The sequence below is a fragment of the Paenibacillus ihumii genome (assembly GCF_001403875.1).
Lineage (GTDB): Bacteria > Bacillota > Bacilli > Paenibacillales > Paenibacillaceae > Fontibacillus > Fontibacillus ihumii.
Window position 1 is genome coordinate 3472048 of the sequence record NZ_LN884299.1, and the last position, 18004, is coordinate 3490051.

Here is an 18004-nt window from a genome sequence, read left to right on the forward strand (position 1 = left end):
ACATTGGCAGAATTCCTTCTATATATATTAAAAAAGTGCTAGTAACCGTTTTCATAACTTCCTGTTCAATAATCCCTTTCGCGTAAGTACGAGGCAAGTGCTGGTCTGCCTGCAAGCTCGTCAACCATATTGAGCACCAGCATGTTCCAGTTCAGGAACCCGCCGTTCATGACGGCTAGGCCGCTTGACGGATCGTAGTATTCATGGAGCGTTCCGCTCTTCTCCAGGTCGCTGCCGAAGAGCAGTACCGTTTTGCGGGCGATCTCCTCCGCCTCTGTCTTAAAGCCGTAATCCATTAAGCCGCGGAACGTCACGTAGTTGACAATTCCCCAAATCGGCCCGAGCCAGTTAGAAGGATTGTTGGTCGCCGAAATATTATACATTTTCTCATCCATCGCAAGCGAAGCAACTCCATAGGGGCTGTTGAATGTATTTTTGTCCGCGAGATGAAGCGCGGATAGATAAGCGCTTTGCTCCCTCGTCGCCGTCCCCGACCATAAAGGAATGAATCCGCTCCAGGCTCGGATTTTAATGGGCAGCGTCTTCCAGAAGACGCCTAGCCCAGTATGGAACCAGTCGAACCGGCGCGTGCTGATATCGACATCTACCGAATAGAAGAACTTGTCTCTCGGATCCCAGCACTCCTCCTGAATCGCTAGCTCCAGCGTCTTGGCTTTCTCCAGATAATGTTCTCTTCGGCCCATGAATCCCCATTTGCCGCAAAGTAAAGCCATAGCCTTCAGTTCGCTGACCATAAATGCATTCAAATAAATATTAGCCGTTGAATATTTCGGTCTTCCAAAGGTCGCCGGATCATTGTCCATTCCAATCATGATGTCGTCTGCCCAAACGTACAATTTGCAGTTTTCATTATAGTAGTCACGGTCATAACAGCCAAAATACTTCTCCAGTCCTTCAATGTATGGACGGGCCCACTCGTAATCCCCGCAATGCCCCGAGACTAGGGCAATATGCTGACTCAGGAAAGGCTTGTGCATATTGAGCTTGAACCCTTCCTTTCGCTTGCATATAAGATAAGGCTCCTCGGTCTTGCCCTTCTCAATCATCATGGGAATATAGCCGTCCTCCTGCTGATGATCGAAGAAATTGTGGATATTCCCTTTCGCATATGGCGTTACAGCCCCGACTGGTAGCAGGCTGCCCTCCAGATTCAGCAGGGCGTATGCCGACCAGAAGGAATCCCAGTCCCATAAATTCGCACTGTACACGGAGCCGGGATCTATAAAAGGATATTTCAGATAATGCGCCGGCTCCTTCAAACAACCTTCAGCCTGTTCGGCGATGAAATTTCGGAGCAGGTGCACATGCCGCTCATAGCTATTCGTGTTCATCTGCAACCCCCTGTAATTTACCTTGAGATTATATTCTGAAATCGCAACTACTCCGTTGATAAATCGCTTTCAAAGTAATAGTTCCCGGATCCAGCCGTATAGAGCGATCGTCCTTCCTTCGTCCCGATAAAACTGGCCGGTCCGACGGTATGCGTAACTTTACCGGGAATGCAGAGCTCAGCCGTGGTATTCACCGGCAGGCTCACCTTGAGGCTGAACCTGTCCTTCTCCCTGGACCAGTTCACAGCGATGATGCCGTAAGGACATTCGTAGCTGCAGCTGATATGGGTCAGGCGTCCTCCCGGATAGGGCTTGATCTGTATTTTTTTAAACCCGGGCTCGGAGTAATCTGGTTCTATGCCAGCAGCATATCTGTACAGCCACTCTCCCACGGAGCCAAGCGAATAATGATTAAAGGAATTCATAGAAGGAGATTGAAAGCCCTTCTCCTCCGTCCAACCGTCCCAGCGCTCCCAGATGGTCGTTGCCCCGTGCTTCACCGAATACAGCCAGGACGGGAACTCCTCCTGCTGCAGCAATTGATACGCCAGATCATTCAAGCCATTCTCGGATAATACCGGAAGCAGGTACCCTACGCCGAGAAAGCCGGTGCTCAAGCGATAACCGTTCTCCACAATCAGCTGTTCAAGCCGCTTTAGGGCCTGCATCCTGATCTCCGGATCCAGTAGATCAAAATAGACAGCCAGTACATATACGGTCTGCGTATCTCCTTTGATCCTGCCGTCAGGGGATACATATGCCTTCATGAATGCAGTGCATATTCTATCAAACAGCCCGCGATAAGCATGCGCATCCTCACTCTTTCCAAGCACGTCGGCGATTCTGGCCAGCAAAGAGACGCTGTAGCCAAAATAAGCCGTTGCGAGCACATCCTTGGGGGTATCAGCACCGATCGACAACCAGTCCGCGTGATCCGCGTAATCCCCCCGCAGCAGCCCATCGCTGTTTGCTTCGAGATATTGGACCCAGCGCTGCATGGCGGCATAACAATCATTCAAGATAGCCAGGTCTCCGTACATGAGATAGACCGTCCACGGAATGATGACCCCCGCATCCCCCCAGCCCGCATTGTCGGGCGCGAACCATTTTGCGCTGCTGATACCTTTATAAATTCGCCAGCCTGCGTCCGGGGCAACATCAGGGAAGGCTCCTTCCGGCGACTGGGCATCCAGGACATCTACTATATACTTGCGGAAAAATCCCGCAACGTCCATGTTGTATGAAGCCGTACGTATGAAGATTTGCGCGTCTCCCGTCCAGCCAAGCCGTTCATCGCGCTGCGGACAATCCATCGGAACGGACAAAAAGTTGCTGCGCTGCCCCCACTTGATATTGGAAAGAAGCTGATTAACCTGATCATCGGAGGTGTGAAGCTGCCCGGCCGGCCGCATGTCCGAATGCACGGCCTTTGCCAGCAATGCCAGCACAGTTACGTCTTCAGAAGAAGTCTCTACTTCCGCATATCTGAAGCCGTGGAATGTAAAGTGAGGCTGAAAGATTTGTTGTGCCGTCCCATCAAGCACATAATGGCAGGTTTGTACGGCTTTGCGCAAATTCAGGGTATAGAGCGAGCCCGACTCGTCCAGCATTTCCGCATGAGTGACCGAAGCCTTGCTGCCTGCCGGACCATACGCTGTCAATGAGGTCCAGCCTGTCATATTCTGGCCAAAGTCGAAGATGATCGTTCCGCGTTCTGTCACATAGCTCCGAACAGGCTCTATGGTTTGCGTAATCCGGACAGGCGGGCCGCTATGCGCTTGAAGCTTTCCCTGATATTGCGGAAATACCTCCGGTACACTCCAGCTGGAATCGTCGAACCCGGAGCGATCCCAACCGCGCTGCTCGAGCCGGGAATCGAAGCTCTCCCCCTTGATCATATCGGAATAGCGAACCGGCCCTTCATTCATTCGCCAGCTCTCATCAGTACAGAAGCTTGCGCTGGTTCCGTCCAAGTACTCTACCTCAAGCTGCATCAAGCAGCACGGGGCATTGCCATAAATCCGGGTCCCCATCATGCCTACATTGCCGGCATACCAGCCAGTCCCCAGTACAATCGACCATGCATTCCCCCCTTCCTGAAGCAGCTCCGTAACATCATAAGTCTGATAAAGGACTCGCTGCGCATAATCTGTCCAGCCCGGAGCCAGTAAATGGTCGCCTACCCGCCTGCCGTTCAGCCGCGTCTCGTACATCCCCAGCGCCGTCGCGTATAATCTTGCCTTATAAACAGGCTTCTCAATATTCAGCTCTCGGCGCAGATAGCATGCAGGGACAAGCTCTTTCCCCTGCTGCATGGCCCGGCCGATCCACTTGCCGGCCCAATCCGCCTCTGCCAGCCCCGTGCCGAACTGTCCCACATGGCTCCAAATCCCCTTCTCCTTATGCTGGAGCCACACTTGAATTTTGTAATAATATGTCGTCCCAGGGGACAACGCCTTGCCGCCGTATGGAACGTAAACGGAACGATCGCTTTCTACTTTGCCGCTATCCCACATATTTCCCTGATCCCGAGCCAGAATTGCTTCGTTGTCAGCCACGACAACCCGATAAGCGGCTTGCCGTAAATTCCACTCCGGATCATACAGAGCCTGTGCCAGCTGCCAGCTGAATCTGGGGCGATCTGTCCCGATTACGAGAGGATTTTCTTCATCCTCGACTAACAGCCGCGCTATTCTTATTGACATGAGTATGCTATCTCTCCTTTAATTTAAGGCCCTTAAACCATTACTCTGCAGATTGTTGTTTCAGATTTATCCACAGTATAGGTGAATTGAAATATCAATTTATAGGGCAATCCGGCATAATAAAAGGGGGGATAGTGTAGACTTGATCTTTCTGCGAATCTATGTTTATTATTATGAAAAAGCACACAGGCCACTCATTCTCTACACAAAAATGGAGGCGCTTTCAAATGGTGTTTACGTTGCATGGCACCCGGTTCTTTGAGGATGATTTTCCAATCTATCTAAATCGTGAAGTCGAAGCGTTTCATCTGCGCGAACATGTACATGACTTTGTAGAACTATGTCTGGTCGAGGAAGGACAGGGGCATCATTACATTGACAAAAAATCATATCCCGTGCAAAAAGGAGATGTCTTCCTGCTGCCCGTAGGTACTGCCCACGTGTTTCGTCCGGTCTCGGCAAGAAGCTCGCATCCCCTCGTAGTATGCAACTGCATTTTCAAGTTGGAAGCACTGCAGGAGCTCATGGACTCCTTTCAGCCTGGCTCTGCGCTTTATGACATGCTGACCCGAACATGCGCCGGAGAAGGCTGCTGGTATCAATTCCAGGACAAACATAACCGGCTGCATCAGCTGTTTAACGAAGCTTACATCGAGTACCATAACAGGGGGAGCAATTACAGAGTGCTCATCCGCTCGCTCGTGCTGCAAATTTTCATCACGCTTGATCGCCTTGCTAGAGAGACAGCTGCGAGCTCCTATGTAGAACCCTCTGCTTTGAAGGCTGACAGAATGCAGGAAGCGCTGCAAATTCTGCAGGATCGTTACCAGGAGCATTTGACATTAGAGATAATGGCTGAGAAAGCATTCATGAGCGTCAGGCAGTTCCAGAATATGTTCAAGCAAGCGACGGGCAAAACTTTTAACCGCTATGTGCAGCATATCCGCGTTCTTAAAAGCTGCGAGCTGCTCGTTCATACCGATTGGTCCGTCGCTCAAATCGCCGAGGAGGTCGGCTACTCCGACATGAAATTTTTTCATGCGTTATTTCGGAAAATTACGGGGGAATCCCCGCTGAGATACCGCCAAATCTATAAAAATCAGGAGAAGTGCAGACCGGCATCCGACGCCGACAAGTTTATTATGTAAATAGGAGAGCCAGAAACTGATAGCTCTATAATTAAATAAAAAGCAAGCGGGTCGGCCAAGGAAGCTCCTTGATCAACCCGCTTGCTTTTCAATCTTATGACGACCCATAGATCCCTCTACGAGCCAGTCTCCCAACGTTGATTGACTGTTATCTTACTGAGCCAGCGCCTTCTCGATCCACTGACCATCATCAATCTGCTGCCCGATCACTCCGCTGAATCTGTCCATGCACTTGCAAATGAAATCTTTGCGACATACCGGGCAAGGAGTTCTCTGAAGCCGGCTGATGTTCGTAAGCCGCCATTCCGGATTCCGGTGGTAAGATACTCGGCACGCCGTGCCATCAGCCATCGTAACGATGAATTCATACAGTCCTTCCTTTTCGTTGCTGCTGGCTTTGGTCACGTTATGAACACTCGGTCTGTAAGACATGGTCATCACCCGTATTATCAGATTTAAATCCCAATTTAGTACTTAGACATATTAAATAATTTTTTACGGCGTGTCAACTTGGAATTCAATGACAATTGGATCTATTGTCAGCGTGAAAAAAGACTTCTCTTGGCCACAGTATTGCCCGCGAGAAGTCTTTTCATATCTTCAGCCTTCGATTAAGTTCAGCTTCACTTCGATATTGCCCCTCGTCGCCTTTGAATATGGGCAGAAATCATGCGCCTTGTGCAGCAGTTCCTGGGCCTTTCCGCGATCAACCCCCGGAATTTGTGCATCGATCGCCACGGCTAATTGGAATCCGCCATCCGAGGGATCCTTGCCGATGCTAACTTGATGCTTCACGACTGCATTTTCCAGCTTTACGCCTGCTTGTTCAGCCACATGCTCCAGCGCGCTGGCAAAGCAAGCGCCATAACCGGCCGCGAACAGCTGCTCGGGATTGGTGCCGGATCCCCCTTGTCCCCCCATCTCCTTAGGCATGCTCAGCTCCAGCTTCAACGCGCCGTCGGAAGTCTCCACAGTGCCTGTGCGGCCTCCTTGGACCGTTGCGGCTGCCGTATACAATGCTTTCATGAATCGTTCCCTCCTTGCAAAGATTCGGGTTAATGTTCATTAAAGCAACGAGCCTGCTTTGAAACGCTCCTCGTTGTTATTCTCATAGGATAACAAGCCATCTCTCGTCACCTGGAGCCGTAAGGACTGCCGGGAGCAATCATGCATACTCTCAAAAACCAAAAAACCGTCTCCCAGCAAATATTACTGCTGAAAAGACGGTATTCACTGCTCGATTATGCGGTCGAGAGGACTCGAACCTCCACGGGTATACACCCACTACCCCCTCAAGATAGCGTGTCTGCCATTCCACCACGACCGCATGTTATGTTTGAAGCGAACATTGATTATTATATCGCTGCAGGTACTAAAAGTAAAGAGTTATTATTTCCCTTGCTTCTTCTTCATTCGCCTGCGATATTCAGTAAACTCCAAATATTCCCGGACAAAAGCCTTCTCCTGATCTGTCAGCTGGCTGCCCAGGCGAACCCAATCCGCTTCCGCGGCATATATCTCTTTCCGTTCAAGAATCCGGTCCGCCCGGTGCTCCTGACCCGTCATCAGCCAGTCCAGGCTTACATCGAAATATGCAGCAATGTCGATAAGCTTACTCGTCCCGGGAGATGACTTGCCGCGCTTCCAGTCGCCTAAATTGCCGGTGCTGATTCCGAGTCTCTGGCAGAATTCCTTCTTAGTCATCGCTTTGCTCTTGATCAGCGATTCAATTCTTTCGTAAATGGACAATTCTCCTACCTTCCTTCGCAGCGAATAATTACGCAATTAAGTATTCCTTGTTGTAAAATCACGTTTTTGCGTGTATAATTTCTTTATCCCACTTTTATGTACTTTGGTGGATTCCCCCAGCTCTATTATATCATAGCCCCCGTAGCCATTCATTTCTTCGGCCCTGCTTCATAGTGGTTTCAGCCCAGCATTATTTACTTTCTAGTAGATAGGAGTGTTTGCAATGACTCAGGATCCATCTTTATGGATTGCGGCTGTCCAGTCCTTGAATCAGTGCCTGGCTATTACCGATTCCCAAGGGACGATCCAGCATATTAACCCGACTTGGGCATCAAAGGCCGCACAGCTTGGCTTATCTCCGGTCTGGGACCGGCCCGGAATAAATCTCATAGAATTTCTGAAAAACCCGGACAACCGTGCAATGTGCCCCAATGCCCCTATGTTCATCTCCCAGCTCAATAACATACTCCAAGGGGATTGTTCATTTTATAGCAAGGAATTCCACATTCATTTATCTTTGTCTCAAGAAACGATCTGGTTCCAATTGGAGGTCATTCCGCTGATTGAGCAGCACAGCTCCCAAATTAGCGGCGTTGTCCTCAGCTGTATCGACATGACTCGCCATAAGCGGTATGAGCTGCAGCTTGTGGAGATTATTTCCGAGATCCGCACGCTGCGCGGGCTGCTCCCCATTTGTGCAGTCTGCAAGCGAATCAAGAATAGAAATGATAACAACCACTGGGACGATATCGAGAGCTTTTTAATCAAGAATACTCACGCCGAATTCACCCATGACATCTGCCCGGATTGCATTCGTGTCTTGTATCCAAAATACTCCTCCTCCCTTGATTTACCAACTAGCAACGAATAGCGTCTGCACGTATGAATCATTTAATTTCTTGCTGGCCTGCTCATTTTTCTGCCTAGGAGCTGTCCCGCCGTCGCTCCGACAAGTCCCCCGACAATAAGGCCGATTCCGCCCAGGTTCATGATTCCGGCAAGCGTAGCTAATCCCCCGCCTGTGCAAGCTGCAATTAGATGCGGAAGTGTGCGCTCGCCGGCAAAGAGCAGAGCCAGAAACAGCGCTGGAAGTGCAAAGCCAAGCACGGCTGCTGCTTCAGAGGGTACGACTCCGCCGATTCCCGCACCGACTAGGGTACCGGCAATCCATGATCCGTATGCTGCAAGCGCAATTGTCAAATAATACGAAGGGGTCAGCCGTTCGCCTCCGGCCGCCCGGTTAGAGGTCACGACGAAGCTCTCATCCGTCAAGCCGAGCGCTGCCAACCACTTCAAAGGCTCCTGCCAATGCGCCAGATAAGGGCCCATCGTGGCACCATATAAGACATGACGCATATTGACCAGCAGGATCGTAGCGATGATAGTTGCCGGAGCCGTGGCCGCCTCCAGCATGCTGATAAGCATAAACTGTGCACCGCCGGAGTAAATCCATATGGAGCTGAAGAATGACGCATACCAGGGCACTCCGCTGGCTGCTGCCAGTACGCCAAATGTAATAGATAAAGGGAAGTATGCCAGTACAACTGGCAAGCCATCCCTTAATGCCAAAGTTATTCTGTCCCGTCGACTCATGCTTGTATCCCCTGTCACATGAAATAGTATAATGCTGCATAGAACGCGATCCCTGCTGCTACGGTGAACAGCAATCGCCGGGTCCACCAGGCAATCGCAACCGTAGGTACGGCTGCTAACAGCATGGTATTATCCTTGATGGGAATCCACTGCCCATCGTTAAGCAGCAGCAAGGGACCCAGCAAGGCTCCAAGTACCGCAGGAGACACATAGGCCAGCCATTCCTTTGTCCGCTCCGACCACTGCACTCGGCTTCCAAGTACAAGCGAGCCTGCGCGAAATAAATAAGTTCCTGCTCCAATAAGGAGAATCATCCAAAGTTGAGATTCCATTTGCTCATTCCTGTTCCTAAATTGTCTTTTTTAATCCAAGCAGTATTTCAGCACAAAGCATTGTTTCCCACCCGGTATACTCTATTTTTATAATATCATAGTTTCCCTGTGTTGACCTGAAATCAATTTCATAAATTATACTCTTAGCAAACAACCACAGAACAAGCTATAGGGAGGCTATCACATGAAATTAATTGCTATCGATCTGGACGGAACTTTATTAACCGCAGAGAGCAAGCCAAGTGTAGAAGGTCTAGCGGCCATCCGCAGCATCCTGTCCGCGAATCATCATAAAGTGACGATTTGTACAGGCAGGGCCCGCTTTGACGTGATGGGGATCCTTGGCGAGGATCTATCCATTCCGATCATTTCCTCGAACGGGGCTGCCGTACATGATGAACATGGGAAGCTGTTGAAGGAAACTCCGATCCCCCATGTTATCGCTGCTGAATCCATAAATTATTTATTGGAGCAGGATGTATATTTCGAGATATTTTCCCCTGATGAAATTTATTCGCCTTGCGGCGGGGAAGGCAAGCTTCAGGCTGAAATCGATATTCTCGCCAGCGCCAACCCAAACATAGACATAGATACGCTGCAAAAGGGAATACAAATCCAGTTCCAGCAATTCGGCATCCAGCAAATCGATGATCCCCGCGAGGTAGTCCGTTCAGGAACCGCTGTTTATAAATTGCTTATATATACTTATGACGATGCGAAGCTGGAGCGAATCCGCAACCACTTCCAAGATCAGGCTTATACTCATACTACAGCTGCTGCCAAGCATACGCTGGAAATCATTTCAACCGATACGGACAAAGGAAGCGCGCTCCAATTTATGGCTTCCCATTATCATATCGGCATGGCCGATACGATCGTGATCGGGGATAACTATAATGATATTGCCATGTTCCAGGTAGCCGGAACAGGTGTAGCAATGGGGAATGCTGTCGATGAAATCAAACAGCTTAGCACCCTGGTCACACGAAGCAATAACGAGCATGGGGTGGCATATGCCCTGAATACCCTCCTTAATTTATAGCACTAGAGGGGCATAAGGGCTGAAAGGAAGAAAATTTACAAATGCAAATTGCAAAAGAACCTTGCATCCGCAAGGTTCTTTCTGTGTCACGAATGCGGTCGAGAGGACTCGAACCTCCACGGGTATACACCCACTACCCCCTCAAGATAGCGTGTCTGCCATTCCACCACGACCGCATATTAAATTGTTAATTTCAAAGGAGTTCTCACCCCTATGAAGCTATGAATGAAAGTGGTGACCCGTAGGGGATACTCTCTCTTCGTTCGAGACTGCGATGTATTCCTACCGAAGCTGATGCTCCGACGAACCCCTTATGGGGGTTCTCCCCCCTATGAAGCACATAAAGAAAGTGGTGACCCGTAGGGGATTCGAACCCCTGTTACCTCCGTGAAAGGGAGGTGTCTTAACCCCTTGACCAACGGGCCTTATCCATATTATACTGCATTTCATTTTCGAGTGACAACAAAAATGAGTATATCAAAATGTACGAGCGTTGACAACCCTTTTTTCGCATAAGAAACAAAAAAAGTCCACCCAGGACTTGGCCTTGCATTCGAACCGTTAAGGGTTCTCAATCTATAGTGGCGGAGAGAGAGGGATTCGAACCCTCGCACCGCTTACGCAGTCTAACCCCTTAGCAGAGGGTCCCCTTATAGCCACTTGGGTATCTCTCCAAACCAATGGCTCCCCGAACAGGACTCGAACCTGTGACAACTCGATTAACAGTCGAGTGCTCTACCGACTGAGCTATCGGGGAACAACAACATACTATAGATTCATCGTATAATTTATCATGATTTTTAGGCAAAGTCAAGATAATGCCTGGGCATAGAAGAGTGGCCTGGCCTCGCAGCCAGACCTTTACGGAAACTTTAGGAATCCTTACGGTGCCGCGCCAGTTCGATGAGCATGACGATGAGCACGAGCAGTTGGATCAGCATTTCTGCACTCATTATGCTTCGCCTCCATCCGCATATTGCTCCTTCGAAGCCGGCTGCTCCTCTCCCCTTGGAATCCTTACGCTCCCACTACATATATATGACAAGCAGAGCCGTTTCTTGCCAACAAAAAAGAACCATCCTCTCCATAAAAAGAGATCAGGTTCTTCCGTTTGTGTTTGTTCTGATGGATAAGCTCCTGCTTGGTTTTGGTTCTTCGTGTCCTCAGATCGGCTGCGGCAAAGGGGCTTCGGCTCAACTCCGGGTTTCGTTTCCCTTCACGCATTAATTTATCGCGCATACGTTTGGCTTTTGATTTAGCCATAAATAGTCACATCCTTCTTCGTTTTGTTGTAGTATACCATACTTGCAGGCCATAACAGCAGCTCACCTTAATTAATTGCGGCCGGATTGTTCATAACTGGACAATCTCAGGGTTCCCGAGCACTTCCCGCAGCGATATCGCTGGGGATTTATGCGGCGCTTGCGCAAATATTCCATTCCGCAGCTTGTGCACTGGAGCTTATAACGGTAAGGCAATGATTTTCTTCCCTGGTCCCCAGGCAGTGATTGACAATATCTGCTTCCCCCGACCCGGCTTAATAAAGCCTTAAAGTCAGAATCCCGATGCCTATAGCCTTTGCCCATTATATGCAAATGATAATGGCATAGCTCATGCTTGATGATCTTCTCTACTTCCTCCATGCCGAAGGCAGCCAGCTGGGCCGGATTAATCTCAATGTGATGCGATTTCATGAAATACCGTCCGCCTGTCGACCTCAGCCGCCGATTAAATCTGGCCTCATGCCGAAAAGGGAGCCCAAAGCTGCGAAGCGATATTTCCTCGACCCAAGCCTGCAATTGTTCATCCGTCATGACAATAACCTCCTCGTTGCGCTGGCAAAACACATTCCCGGCCGGGATCTGGCGCTGTTTATACTTGAATTCTAACTTCCTGTTAAGCTACACTGTCAAGTAGCAATAAGAACAAAGGAGACTGTTAAAAAATGGCCCTAATGAGATATGTGATTCTACAGCAAGGCTGCGATTTGCTTTTCGTGGAAATGCCCTCGGATTACGCTTACCAGCTCAGCGCTCTCAATCTGCGTCTGAACAAAGAAATCGATAAACTTACCGCAGCTCAGGTTCCATCCCTGCCGCAAGCGATTGCCGAATGCGACCAGCTCGATCTGCTCCAGGAATCGCTGCAGATTACAAGCGGCCTGGATTATATTAATGAGCTTGAGGCAGCCTTCTCCGCGATCCGCGAAGAGAATTATCCGCTAATCTCATTGCTGACAGAGATTCGCGCCCTTCAAGCCCAGTTGGAGCAATGGTACGAGGAAGAAGGACAATAAAACCTATGGACCTGCACACTTCACGGCCGCTACCCATATGCTAAACGTACATAGGGAAATGTCGGGGAGGAGATTGTATTGCCTAATTGGCTCAGCAACCAAATGATGCGTGCATTCCATAAAAAAGACCGGCGCCAGATTCGCCTGCTTAACGACTGTTGGTTCTTTTACTACAGCCGCCGCAAAAATAGCAGTGAGGCCAGTCAGATTCAGTAGAGCACCACTGCAGCCGCATCATGCCAAAATCCCCTTCAGGTTCTGCATCGACCCGTCTGCCAAATCATGACGGGCCGAACACGTTCGCTTAAAGGGGATCTTATCCTAGCATGACAACATCCAAAATCCATCAGGAAGCCTCGGCATTTGCCGGAGGCTTCCTTTCTATTTATTCATGCTGTTAATTTTCTCGACCAGCTGCCGCAATGCCGCTCCGCGATGACTGATTGCCTGCTTCTCTGACACGGTTAGCTCAGCCAAGGTCTTCTCATACTCCGGCAGATAAAAAAGCGGATCGTAACCGAAGCCGCCTTCGCCGGCCGGTTCAGACGTAATCCAGCCTTCCACCGTCCCGGATGCCTCTGTAAATTCCCCGGTCTCCGGGTCATACAGGGCCAGATGACAGACGAATCGGGCTGTGCTGAGCAAGGGCTGCTCCGTATCCTCTCCAAGCCGCATACCCTCCAATTCGCTAAGCAGCTTTGCATTATTGTCCTCATCCGAAGCGCCTTCCCCTGCATAGCGGGCGGAATAAACCCCTGGCGCGCCATCCAGCTTGTCAACGCATAATCCCGAGTCGTCGGCCAAAACCGTCTGGCCCAGGAAATCGCCCACTTCCTTGGCCTTCTTGCGGGCATTGTCCGCAAACGTCTCTCCATCCTCGACGACTTCGGGAACCTCGGGATAATCGTACATGCTTTTCACAGGCTTGCCCAAAAAAGCAAGTCCATGGGCAAATTCACGGACTTTTCCCTGATTTCGGGTAGCTACGATTATGACCGATTCCTGCTTGTTCATTATACCCCCGCCTCCGGCTGCTTGCTTCCAATTTTAAGGGCGATCGGCCCTAGAGCTTCACGCTGAATTTGAATCATTTCATGAATGCCCTTCTCCGCGAGCTCCAGCATTTTATTCAGCTCTTCCCGGGAGAACGGATTCTCTTCACCGGTTCCCTGTACCTCGACGAACTGCCCCTGCCCCGTCATAACTACATTCATGTCGACCTTAGCCTTGGAGTCCTCGTCGTAATTAAGATCGAGAAGCGTCTCTTGCCCGACGATGCCAACACTAACGGAAGCCAGGTAATCCGTAATGGGGAACACAGGCAGGGAATGCTTCTGAACGATCTTATTCACCGCCAATGCCAGAGCAACGAAGGCCCCAGTAATCGACGTTGTACGCGTTCCTCCATCCGCCTGCAGCACATCGCAGTCAATCGTAATCGATCGCTCGCCAAGCGCCTGCAAATCAACAACAGAACGCAAGGCCCTGCCGATCAGACGCTGGATTTCCATCGTCCGTCCGCTTTGCTTACCGCGAGCCGATTCGCGTTGGTTACGGGAGTGCGTAGCCCGGGGAAGCATCGAATATTCTGCGGTAACCCAACCTTTGCCCTGGCCTTTCATGAACATCGGTACCTTCTCTTCAACCGTAGCCGTGCATATTACCTTCGTGTCTCCAACCTCAATGTATACGGAGCCTTCTGCATATTTGTTAATATTTACTGTTAAGTTCAATGGCCGCCGCTCATTTGCTTCACGCCCGTTTATTCTCATCGTAACCCGCCTCCTACGTTTCATGCTGTCTTTACGCTTTCCCTATTCTACCAAAGTGTAAGCATAAAATCACCATTCCATTCCTCCCCGGCGATATCTCTTGATCCCGGCTAATTCAAAAAACAAAACCAAACGCAGCAAAAATGCCTGGCATAGCAGAAATGGGCCTGCCGAGGCAAGCCCATAACATATCAAGGATTTCTAAATAATCACATCGGGATTTGATTGATGTTCTCCGGTCTGGACACGGGCTCGCTGTATTTCTGATTATCGAGTCCAATGACCTCCTTCTCCCCATTCAGCCAGATCCGCACCTGATCCTCCTGCGAATTCTCCGTTACCGTGAGTACCACCGATTGCAGCATTTGAGCAGGCACCCTCTCACCAGGATCGAACATATCATCACTGATCGATACGGTTACAACGCCATCCTGCGACACTTCGACGCTGTCCACGCTCGTATTGTCGGTAACGACTCGCTCCAGCCCTTCTCCCTGCGCTGGTCCTTTGATCAGCTCTTGCAGCGCTGATTGCACCCGGTCGGAGCTGCCTGTGACAAAGCGGGTGACCGGCACAAAATATTGCACACCATCCGGCGTTGCCGCCGAGAAATATACGGTCACCGGACTGCTCAGCGACAGGCTCGTACCATTGCCGATCTCCAGGTTAATGCCTAAGGCTCGCGTCAGCGGACGATCCAGCGGCGTCCCATCCACAGGCATTTCGTTCAGCTTGGCTCCATTAACCCAGAGCTGCACCTGCCGAATGTCCGGATCCTCCGTTAAAGTCCAAGTAAGAGCCTCCATGATCTTACGCTCATCATTGGCATCATAATTGTGAAACGGCTCTGTGAACTCTACCACGGCCAGCTGCTGATCCTTCTGCAGTGTAATGGCCTTGACCTCTGTCCCTTGCGGCAGCACCCCTGAGAATCCCTCTGGAACCAGCTTGGCGAATGGCCCGTCCTTCACTAAGCTCTCCAGGGCACGGGTTAACTGCGTGCCGCCTTCTTCGTCCGGCAGCCTCAGAGCAACCGGAGCAAGCAGGCCGTGTTCATTCTCCAGATAGACCGTGGACATTGGGCCATCCGTACTCAGGCTTGTCTGCTCCTCCGCCTCAAGGCTTCTAAGCATCTCATATTCGACATCCACAGGCGGAGGGTCGATGGAGCCCGATGATTTGGCGGCAAAGGGATTACAGGCTGACAGCAATAACGGGATTGCGAGCATTCCCGCTATGGCAGTATTGCGTAATGAGCGGTTCCATTTCATGACCTGGGTTCCTCCCTAACATTTTTCTAAGGTTTGTATTACTATATATACGAGCCCCTTCTTGAAAAATAACTAATTTTTCCCGGAAGTGGACAAACTGCATCATAGTCGAGTCAGAGAAATCAAGCAGATGACATCATAAAAGAGGGGTAGAGGTGAATGGGGATGGATCAACCAAAAGCGAAGGTACCTTACAGCTTGAACAGTAAAAAGGTCGCTGACGTAACCATGGAATGGCTGCAAAAACGCGGGGTGACCCTCAGCGAGATTGCCGAGCTGGTCATGCTGCTGCAGCAAAAGTATTACCCTAGCCTGACCATCGAGGAGTGCATCCACAATGTGGAGCAGGTTCTTAGCAAGAGAGAGGTTCAGAATGCCGTGCTTACGGGTATCCAACTGGATATTTTGGCGGAGCAGGGCCTCTTGATCCCAGAACTGCAGGATATGATAGTCAACGACGAAGGCTTGTATGGCGTCGATGAAATTTTAGCCTTCTCGATCGTTAACGTCTACGGAAGCATCGGCTTCACGAATTACGGCTACGTTGACAAGCTCAAACCCGGGGTATTGGAGCGGTTAAATGATAAAAGCTTAGGCCCCTGCAACACGTTCCTCGACGATATCGTGGGCGCCATTGCCGCTTCAGCCAGCAGCCGGATCGCTCACCGCAAGCAGGCGGAGCGCGAGAAGGAGCAGGGCGAAGAGACGATGGATTCGGACCGGTAGCATCATCTTCTGAGAATAAAGAACAAGCTGCGGAAGCTCGCAGCTTGTTCTTTGTTGTAGCACATATTTCAGATTTTATAAGTTTGCTGTAAGGCCCTGAACCGGAATCCCGCGTCGCCGCCAGTCTCCTCCATCGCTGCTCGACCTTGGCGGACGAGCTCAAGCAAATGAGCCAGCGTCTCCGACATGGCAAACCGCATCTGATGGATGCCCAGCTTGGTTCCGAATAGGGTCTTGCAGACCTCAAAGCCCGTGAGCGGCACCTCCTGCAGCAGCCGCTCCATCCGCTCAAGACGCTGCTCATGGTGCTGAATCAGCAGGCGAATCCGCTCATCGAAATAATCGAACGGACTGCGGTGCCCGGGGAAAGCCATGCTAACATCATAAGCGCCCAGCCGCTCAAGCCCGTCAATGAAAGACTGCAGCGGATAAGGCTCGCTATCTGGCACCAAGCTGATATTAGGAGATATTTGCGGCAGTACGGCATCACCGCAAATCATGACTCTTCTGCCCTGGTCGTAGAAAGACAGATGACCAGGGGCATGTCCGCCGCTCATGACAGGTTCCCAGCTTCTTCCCCCCATAAGGATTGAACTGCCCTCCTCTACAAAGGTGACTTCTGGAAATGGCGTTACCTGCCCTATAAAGCTGCGCAGGTGAGCCGGAAGCTGATGGAGCCATTCCCCGGGCATGCCGTGCTGCCGAAACAGAGCGGGCAGCGCGGCATCAACCGTACTGCCTTGTCCCCACATCCGCTCCGACTCTTCGTAGGACCTGGCCGACATATAGACTGCAGCCTGTGTCAATGATTGTAAATACCCGGCCATCCCGAAATGATCCGGATGATGATGAGTAAGGACAATTGAGGTGATATCGCCAGGACGAAGCCTAAGCTCCCTCAAAATCTCTCCCCATTCTCTCTCCGTCGCTGCCGTTCGCGGACCAGGATCTATAATAGTGACCCCCTCCGGTCCGCGCAGCAGGTAGCTGTTCACCTGACGCAGCGGAGGTGCCATGGAAATCGGAATTTGGACTATGCCTGCTTCTCCCCATTCTTGAAAAAAACCGCTCGTCATAAGGAGCTTCCGACCATGATCATGCGAGGGGATGTCTCCGGGTCGTAAGGAATATCGCCGTAGCCCCCGTATATTCGCTCCAATTGCAGGCCGCTTCTGTTCAGCATTTCCGTAAAATCCTCTCGATCATACAATTTTATCCGTTCCAAATACCGCCTTGGTTCATCCGGGGCACTGGGATCCTTGGGACCCGTATTTTGAATCGTGATATGCTTCTTTACGTATCCGTCCTGAATGCTGCGCTCCTCCGTAATGTGCTGGCCTTCATCCACCCTCTCGGAGCAGGGGACTAAATGCTCCACGGTATATGCTGGATTTAGAAAATCAATAATGAATTGTCCGCCCGGCTTCAGAACCCTGCGAATTTCCTCCAGCACCTTGATATGTTCTGTATCCTCCTCGAAGTAGCCGAAGGAAGAGAATAGATTGACGACCGCATCAAAGCCGCCTTCCAGCGGCAAATTACGCATATCGCCCTTAAGCCAGGTAACGCGGCCTTCGGGATCATTCTTACGCGCTTCCCGCAGCAGCACGTCAGACAAATCGATTCCGGTCACCTCATAGCCCGCCTCGACCAGCGCCATGGAATGCCTTCCCATACCGCAGCACAGGTCGAGCACTTTTGCTCCCGCAGGCAGGCCCAGCCAGGAAATCATCGTATGTACTTCGCGTTTTGCTCCTTGCACGTCGCGATGTTTATAGACGAGTAAATAATCCTCACCAAAGCTTCGTTCATACCACTCCGCCATCAGAACTTCTCCTCCCCTATCTATGACCAAAAACTTCTCTATTAATAAGGTATACATAAACCCCGGAACTTGCAATCCAAATTGCCGTTCGGCAGCAAAGCCTTTGATATTGCTCCTTTAAAATGCAGCGATAGCCAGCGTCTCAAATCTGAGACGCTGGCTATCTGAAAGACGAATCCTATTAAATTCGCTT

20 protein-coding genes and 5 tRNA genes are annotated in these 18004 nt (G+C 50.5%); 6 read left to right on the plus strand and 19 right to left on the minus strand.

Annotation, left to right across the window (positions count from 1 at the left end; all coding sequences use genetic code 11):
• Window positions 1-65: 65 nt before the first annotated feature.
• The gene (locus BN2762_RS22830; RefSeq protein ID WP_055109133.1) at window positions 66-1352 is read right to left on the minus strand and encodes an MGH1-like glycoside hydrolase domain-containing protein; all 1287 of its coding nucleotides are present in this window, start codon (window positions 1350-1352) and stop codon (window positions 66-68) included.
• 47 nt (window positions 1353-1399) lie between these two features.
• The gene (locus BN2762_RS22835) at window positions 1400-4057 is read right to left on the minus strand and encodes a glycoside hydrolase family 78 protein (protein ID WP_055109134.1); all 2658 of its coding nucleotides are present in this window, start codon (window positions 4055-4057) and stop codon (window positions 1400-1402) included.
• A 227-nt stretch (window positions 4058-4284) separates the two neighbouring features.
• On the opposite strand from BN2762_RS22835, the gene BN2762_RS22840 reads away from it, so the two are divergent.
• Window positions 4285-5205, plus strand: coding sequence for an AraC family transcriptional regulator (locus BN2762_RS22840; RefSeq protein WP_055109135.1), 921 nt, complete (start codon window positions 4285-4287; stop codon window positions 5203-5205).
• 153 nt (window positions 5206-5358) lie between these two features.
• Here the strand turns inward: BN2762_RS22840 and BN2762_RS22845 are convergent, their stop codons facing one another.
• The 4 genes from BN2762_RS22845 to BN2762_RS22860 form a co-directional block, all read right to left on the minus strand.
• The gene (locus BN2762_RS22845; protein ID WP_055109136.1) at window positions 5359-5637 is read right to left on the minus strand and encodes a hypothetical protein; all 279 of its coding nucleotides are present in this window, start codon (window positions 5635-5637) and stop codon (window positions 5359-5361) included.
• Window positions 5638-5805: 168 nt separating this feature from the next.
• A complete protein-coding gene (locus BN2762_RS22850) occupies window positions 5806-6231 on the minus strand; it encodes an organic hydroperoxide resistance protein (RefSeq protein WP_055109137.1) in 426 nt (141 codons plus the stop codon).
• Window positions 6232-6449: 218 nt separating this feature from the next.
• Window positions 6450-6532: transfer RNA gene (locus BN2762_RS22855), tRNA-Leu, on the minus strand.
• Window positions 6533-6594: 62 nt separating this feature from the next.
• Entirely contained in the window at window positions 6595-6954 is a 360-nt protein-coding gene (locus BN2762_RS22860; protein WP_074048675.1) for a helix-turn-helix domain-containing protein, read from the minus strand.
• 223 nt (window positions 6955-7177) lie between these two features.
• Here BN2762_RS22860 and BN2762_RS22865 point away from each other — a divergent pair, with 223 nt between their 5' ends.
• Window positions 7178-7825, plus strand: coding sequence for a PAS domain-containing protein (locus tag BN2762_RS22865; protein WP_055109138.1), 648 nt, complete (start codon window positions 7178-7180; stop codon window positions 7823-7825).
• Window positions 7826-7845: 20 nt separating this feature from the next.
• Here the strand turns inward: BN2762_RS22865 and BN2762_RS22870 are convergent, their stop codons facing one another.
• Together BN2762_RS22870 and BN2762_RS22875 are read right to left on the minus strand one after the other, a co-directional pair.
• The gene (locus BN2762_RS22870; protein WP_055109139.1) at window positions 7846-8547 is read right to left on the minus strand and encodes an AzlC family ABC transporter permease; all 702 of its coding nucleotides are present in this window, start codon (window positions 8545-8547) and stop codon (window positions 7846-7848) included.
• Window positions 8548-8561: 14 nt separating this feature from the next.
• On the minus strand, window positions 8562-8879 hold the full coding sequence (locus BN2762_RS22875; RefSeq protein ID WP_055109140.1) for an AzlD domain-containing protein: 318 nt from the start codon (window positions 8877-8879) through the stop codon (window positions 8562-8564).
• Window positions 8880-9063: 184 nt separating this feature from the next.
• Here BN2762_RS22875 and BN2762_RS22880 point away from each other — a divergent pair, with 184 nt between their 5' ends.
• Window positions 9064-9921, plus strand: coding sequence for a Cof-type HAD-IIB family hydrolase (locus tag BN2762_RS22880; RefSeq protein ID WP_055109141.1), 858 nt, complete (start codon window positions 9064-9066; stop codon window positions 9919-9921).
• 93 nt (window positions 9922-10014) lie between these two features.
• On the opposite strand, the gene BN2762_RS22885 is transcribed toward BN2762_RS22880, so the two are convergent.
• The 6 genes from BN2762_RS22885 to BN2762_RS22910 form a co-directional block, all read right to left on the minus strand.
• A tRNA-Leu gene (locus tag BN2762_RS22885) sits at window positions 10015-10097 on the minus strand.
• Between the two features lie 174 nt (window positions 10098-10271).
• Window positions 10272-10346 (minus strand) — tRNA-Glu (locus BN2762_RS22890).
• Window positions 10347-10503: 157 nt separating this feature from the next.
• Window positions 10504-10595, minus strand: a tRNA-Ser gene (locus BN2762_RS22895).
• 7 nt (window positions 10596-10602) lie between these two features.
• Window positions 10603-10678 (minus strand) — tRNA-Asn (locus BN2762_RS22900).
• 260 nt (window positions 10679-10938) lie between these two features.
• On the minus strand, window positions 10939-11184 hold the full coding sequence (locus BN2762_RS22905) for a hypothetical protein (protein WP_055109142.1): 246 nt from the start codon (window positions 11182-11184) through the stop codon (window positions 10939-10941).
• Between the two features lie 71 nt (window positions 11185-11255).
• On the minus strand, window positions 11256-11735 hold the full coding sequence (locus BN2762_RS22910) for a SprT family protein (protein WP_055109143.1): 480 nt from the start codon (window positions 11733-11735) through the stop codon (window positions 11256-11258).
• Between the two features lie 131 nt (window positions 11736-11866).
• On the opposite strand from BN2762_RS22910, the gene BN2762_RS22915 reads away from it, so the two are divergent.
• Together BN2762_RS22915 and cmpA are read left to right on the plus strand one after the other, a co-directional pair.
• Complete coding sequence (locus tag BN2762_RS22915) at window positions 11867-12217, plus strand: hypothetical protein (protein ID WP_055109144.1); 351 nt, start codon at window positions 11867-11869, stop codon at window positions 12215-12217.
• Window positions 12218-12295: 78 nt separating this feature from the next.
• Window positions 12296-12433: a cortex morphogenetic protein CmpA gene (gene cmpA, locus BN2762_RS27065; protein WP_148499989.1), complete on the plus strand. Its 138-nt coding sequence runs from the start codon at window positions 12296-12298 to the stop codon at window positions 12431-12433.
• Between the two features lie 165 nt (window positions 12434-12598).
• Here the strand turns inward: cmpA and BN2762_RS22920 are convergent, their stop codons facing one another.
• From BN2762_RS22920 to BN2762_RS22930, 3 genes are all read right to left on the minus strand, one after another.
• The gene (locus tag BN2762_RS22920; protein WP_055109145.1) at window positions 12599-13231 is read right to left on the minus strand and encodes an XTP/dITP diphosphatase; all 633 of its coding nucleotides are present in this window, start codon (window positions 13229-13231) and stop codon (window positions 12599-12601) included.
• Window positions 13231-13989, minus strand: a complete 759-nt coding sequence (rph, locus tag BN2762_RS22925; RefSeq protein ID WP_055109146.1) for a ribonuclease PH — start codon at window positions 13987-13989, stop codon at window positions 13231-13233. Before rph ends, BN2762_RS22920 begins: the two co-directional genes overlap by 1 nt.
• A 209-nt stretch (window positions 13990-14198) precedes the next feature.
• A complete protein-coding gene (locus BN2762_RS22930) occupies window positions 14199-15260 on the minus strand; it encodes a GerMN domain-containing protein (protein ID WP_055109147.1) in 1062 nt (353 codons plus the stop codon).
• A 165-nt stretch (window positions 15261-15425) separates the two neighbouring features.
• Here BN2762_RS22930 and BN2762_RS22935 point away from each other — a divergent pair, with 165 nt between their 5' ends.
• Complete coding sequence (locus BN2762_RS22935) at window positions 15426-15986, plus strand: phosphatidylglycerophosphatase A family protein (RefSeq protein WP_055110325.1); 561 nt, start codon at window positions 15426-15428, stop codon at window positions 15984-15986.
• A 68-nt stretch (window positions 15987-16054) separates the two neighbouring features.
• Here the strand turns inward: BN2762_RS22935 and BN2762_RS22940 are convergent, their stop codons facing one another.
• Together BN2762_RS22940 and BN2762_RS22945 are read right to left on the minus strand one after the other, a co-directional pair.
• Window positions 16055-17062 (minus strand): MBL fold metallo-hydrolase, encoded by a 1008-nt coding sequence (locus BN2762_RS22940; protein WP_055109148.1) that lies wholly within the window; start codon window positions 17060-17062, stop codon window positions 16055-16057.
• Window positions 17059-17811 (minus strand): class I SAM-dependent methyltransferase, encoded by a 753-nt coding sequence (locus tag BN2762_RS22945; RefSeq protein ID WP_055109149.1) that lies wholly within the window; start codon window positions 17809-17811, stop codon window positions 17059-17061. Before BN2762_RS22945 ends, BN2762_RS22940 begins: the two co-directional genes overlap by 4 nt.
• Window positions 17812-18004 lie beyond the last annotated feature (193 nt).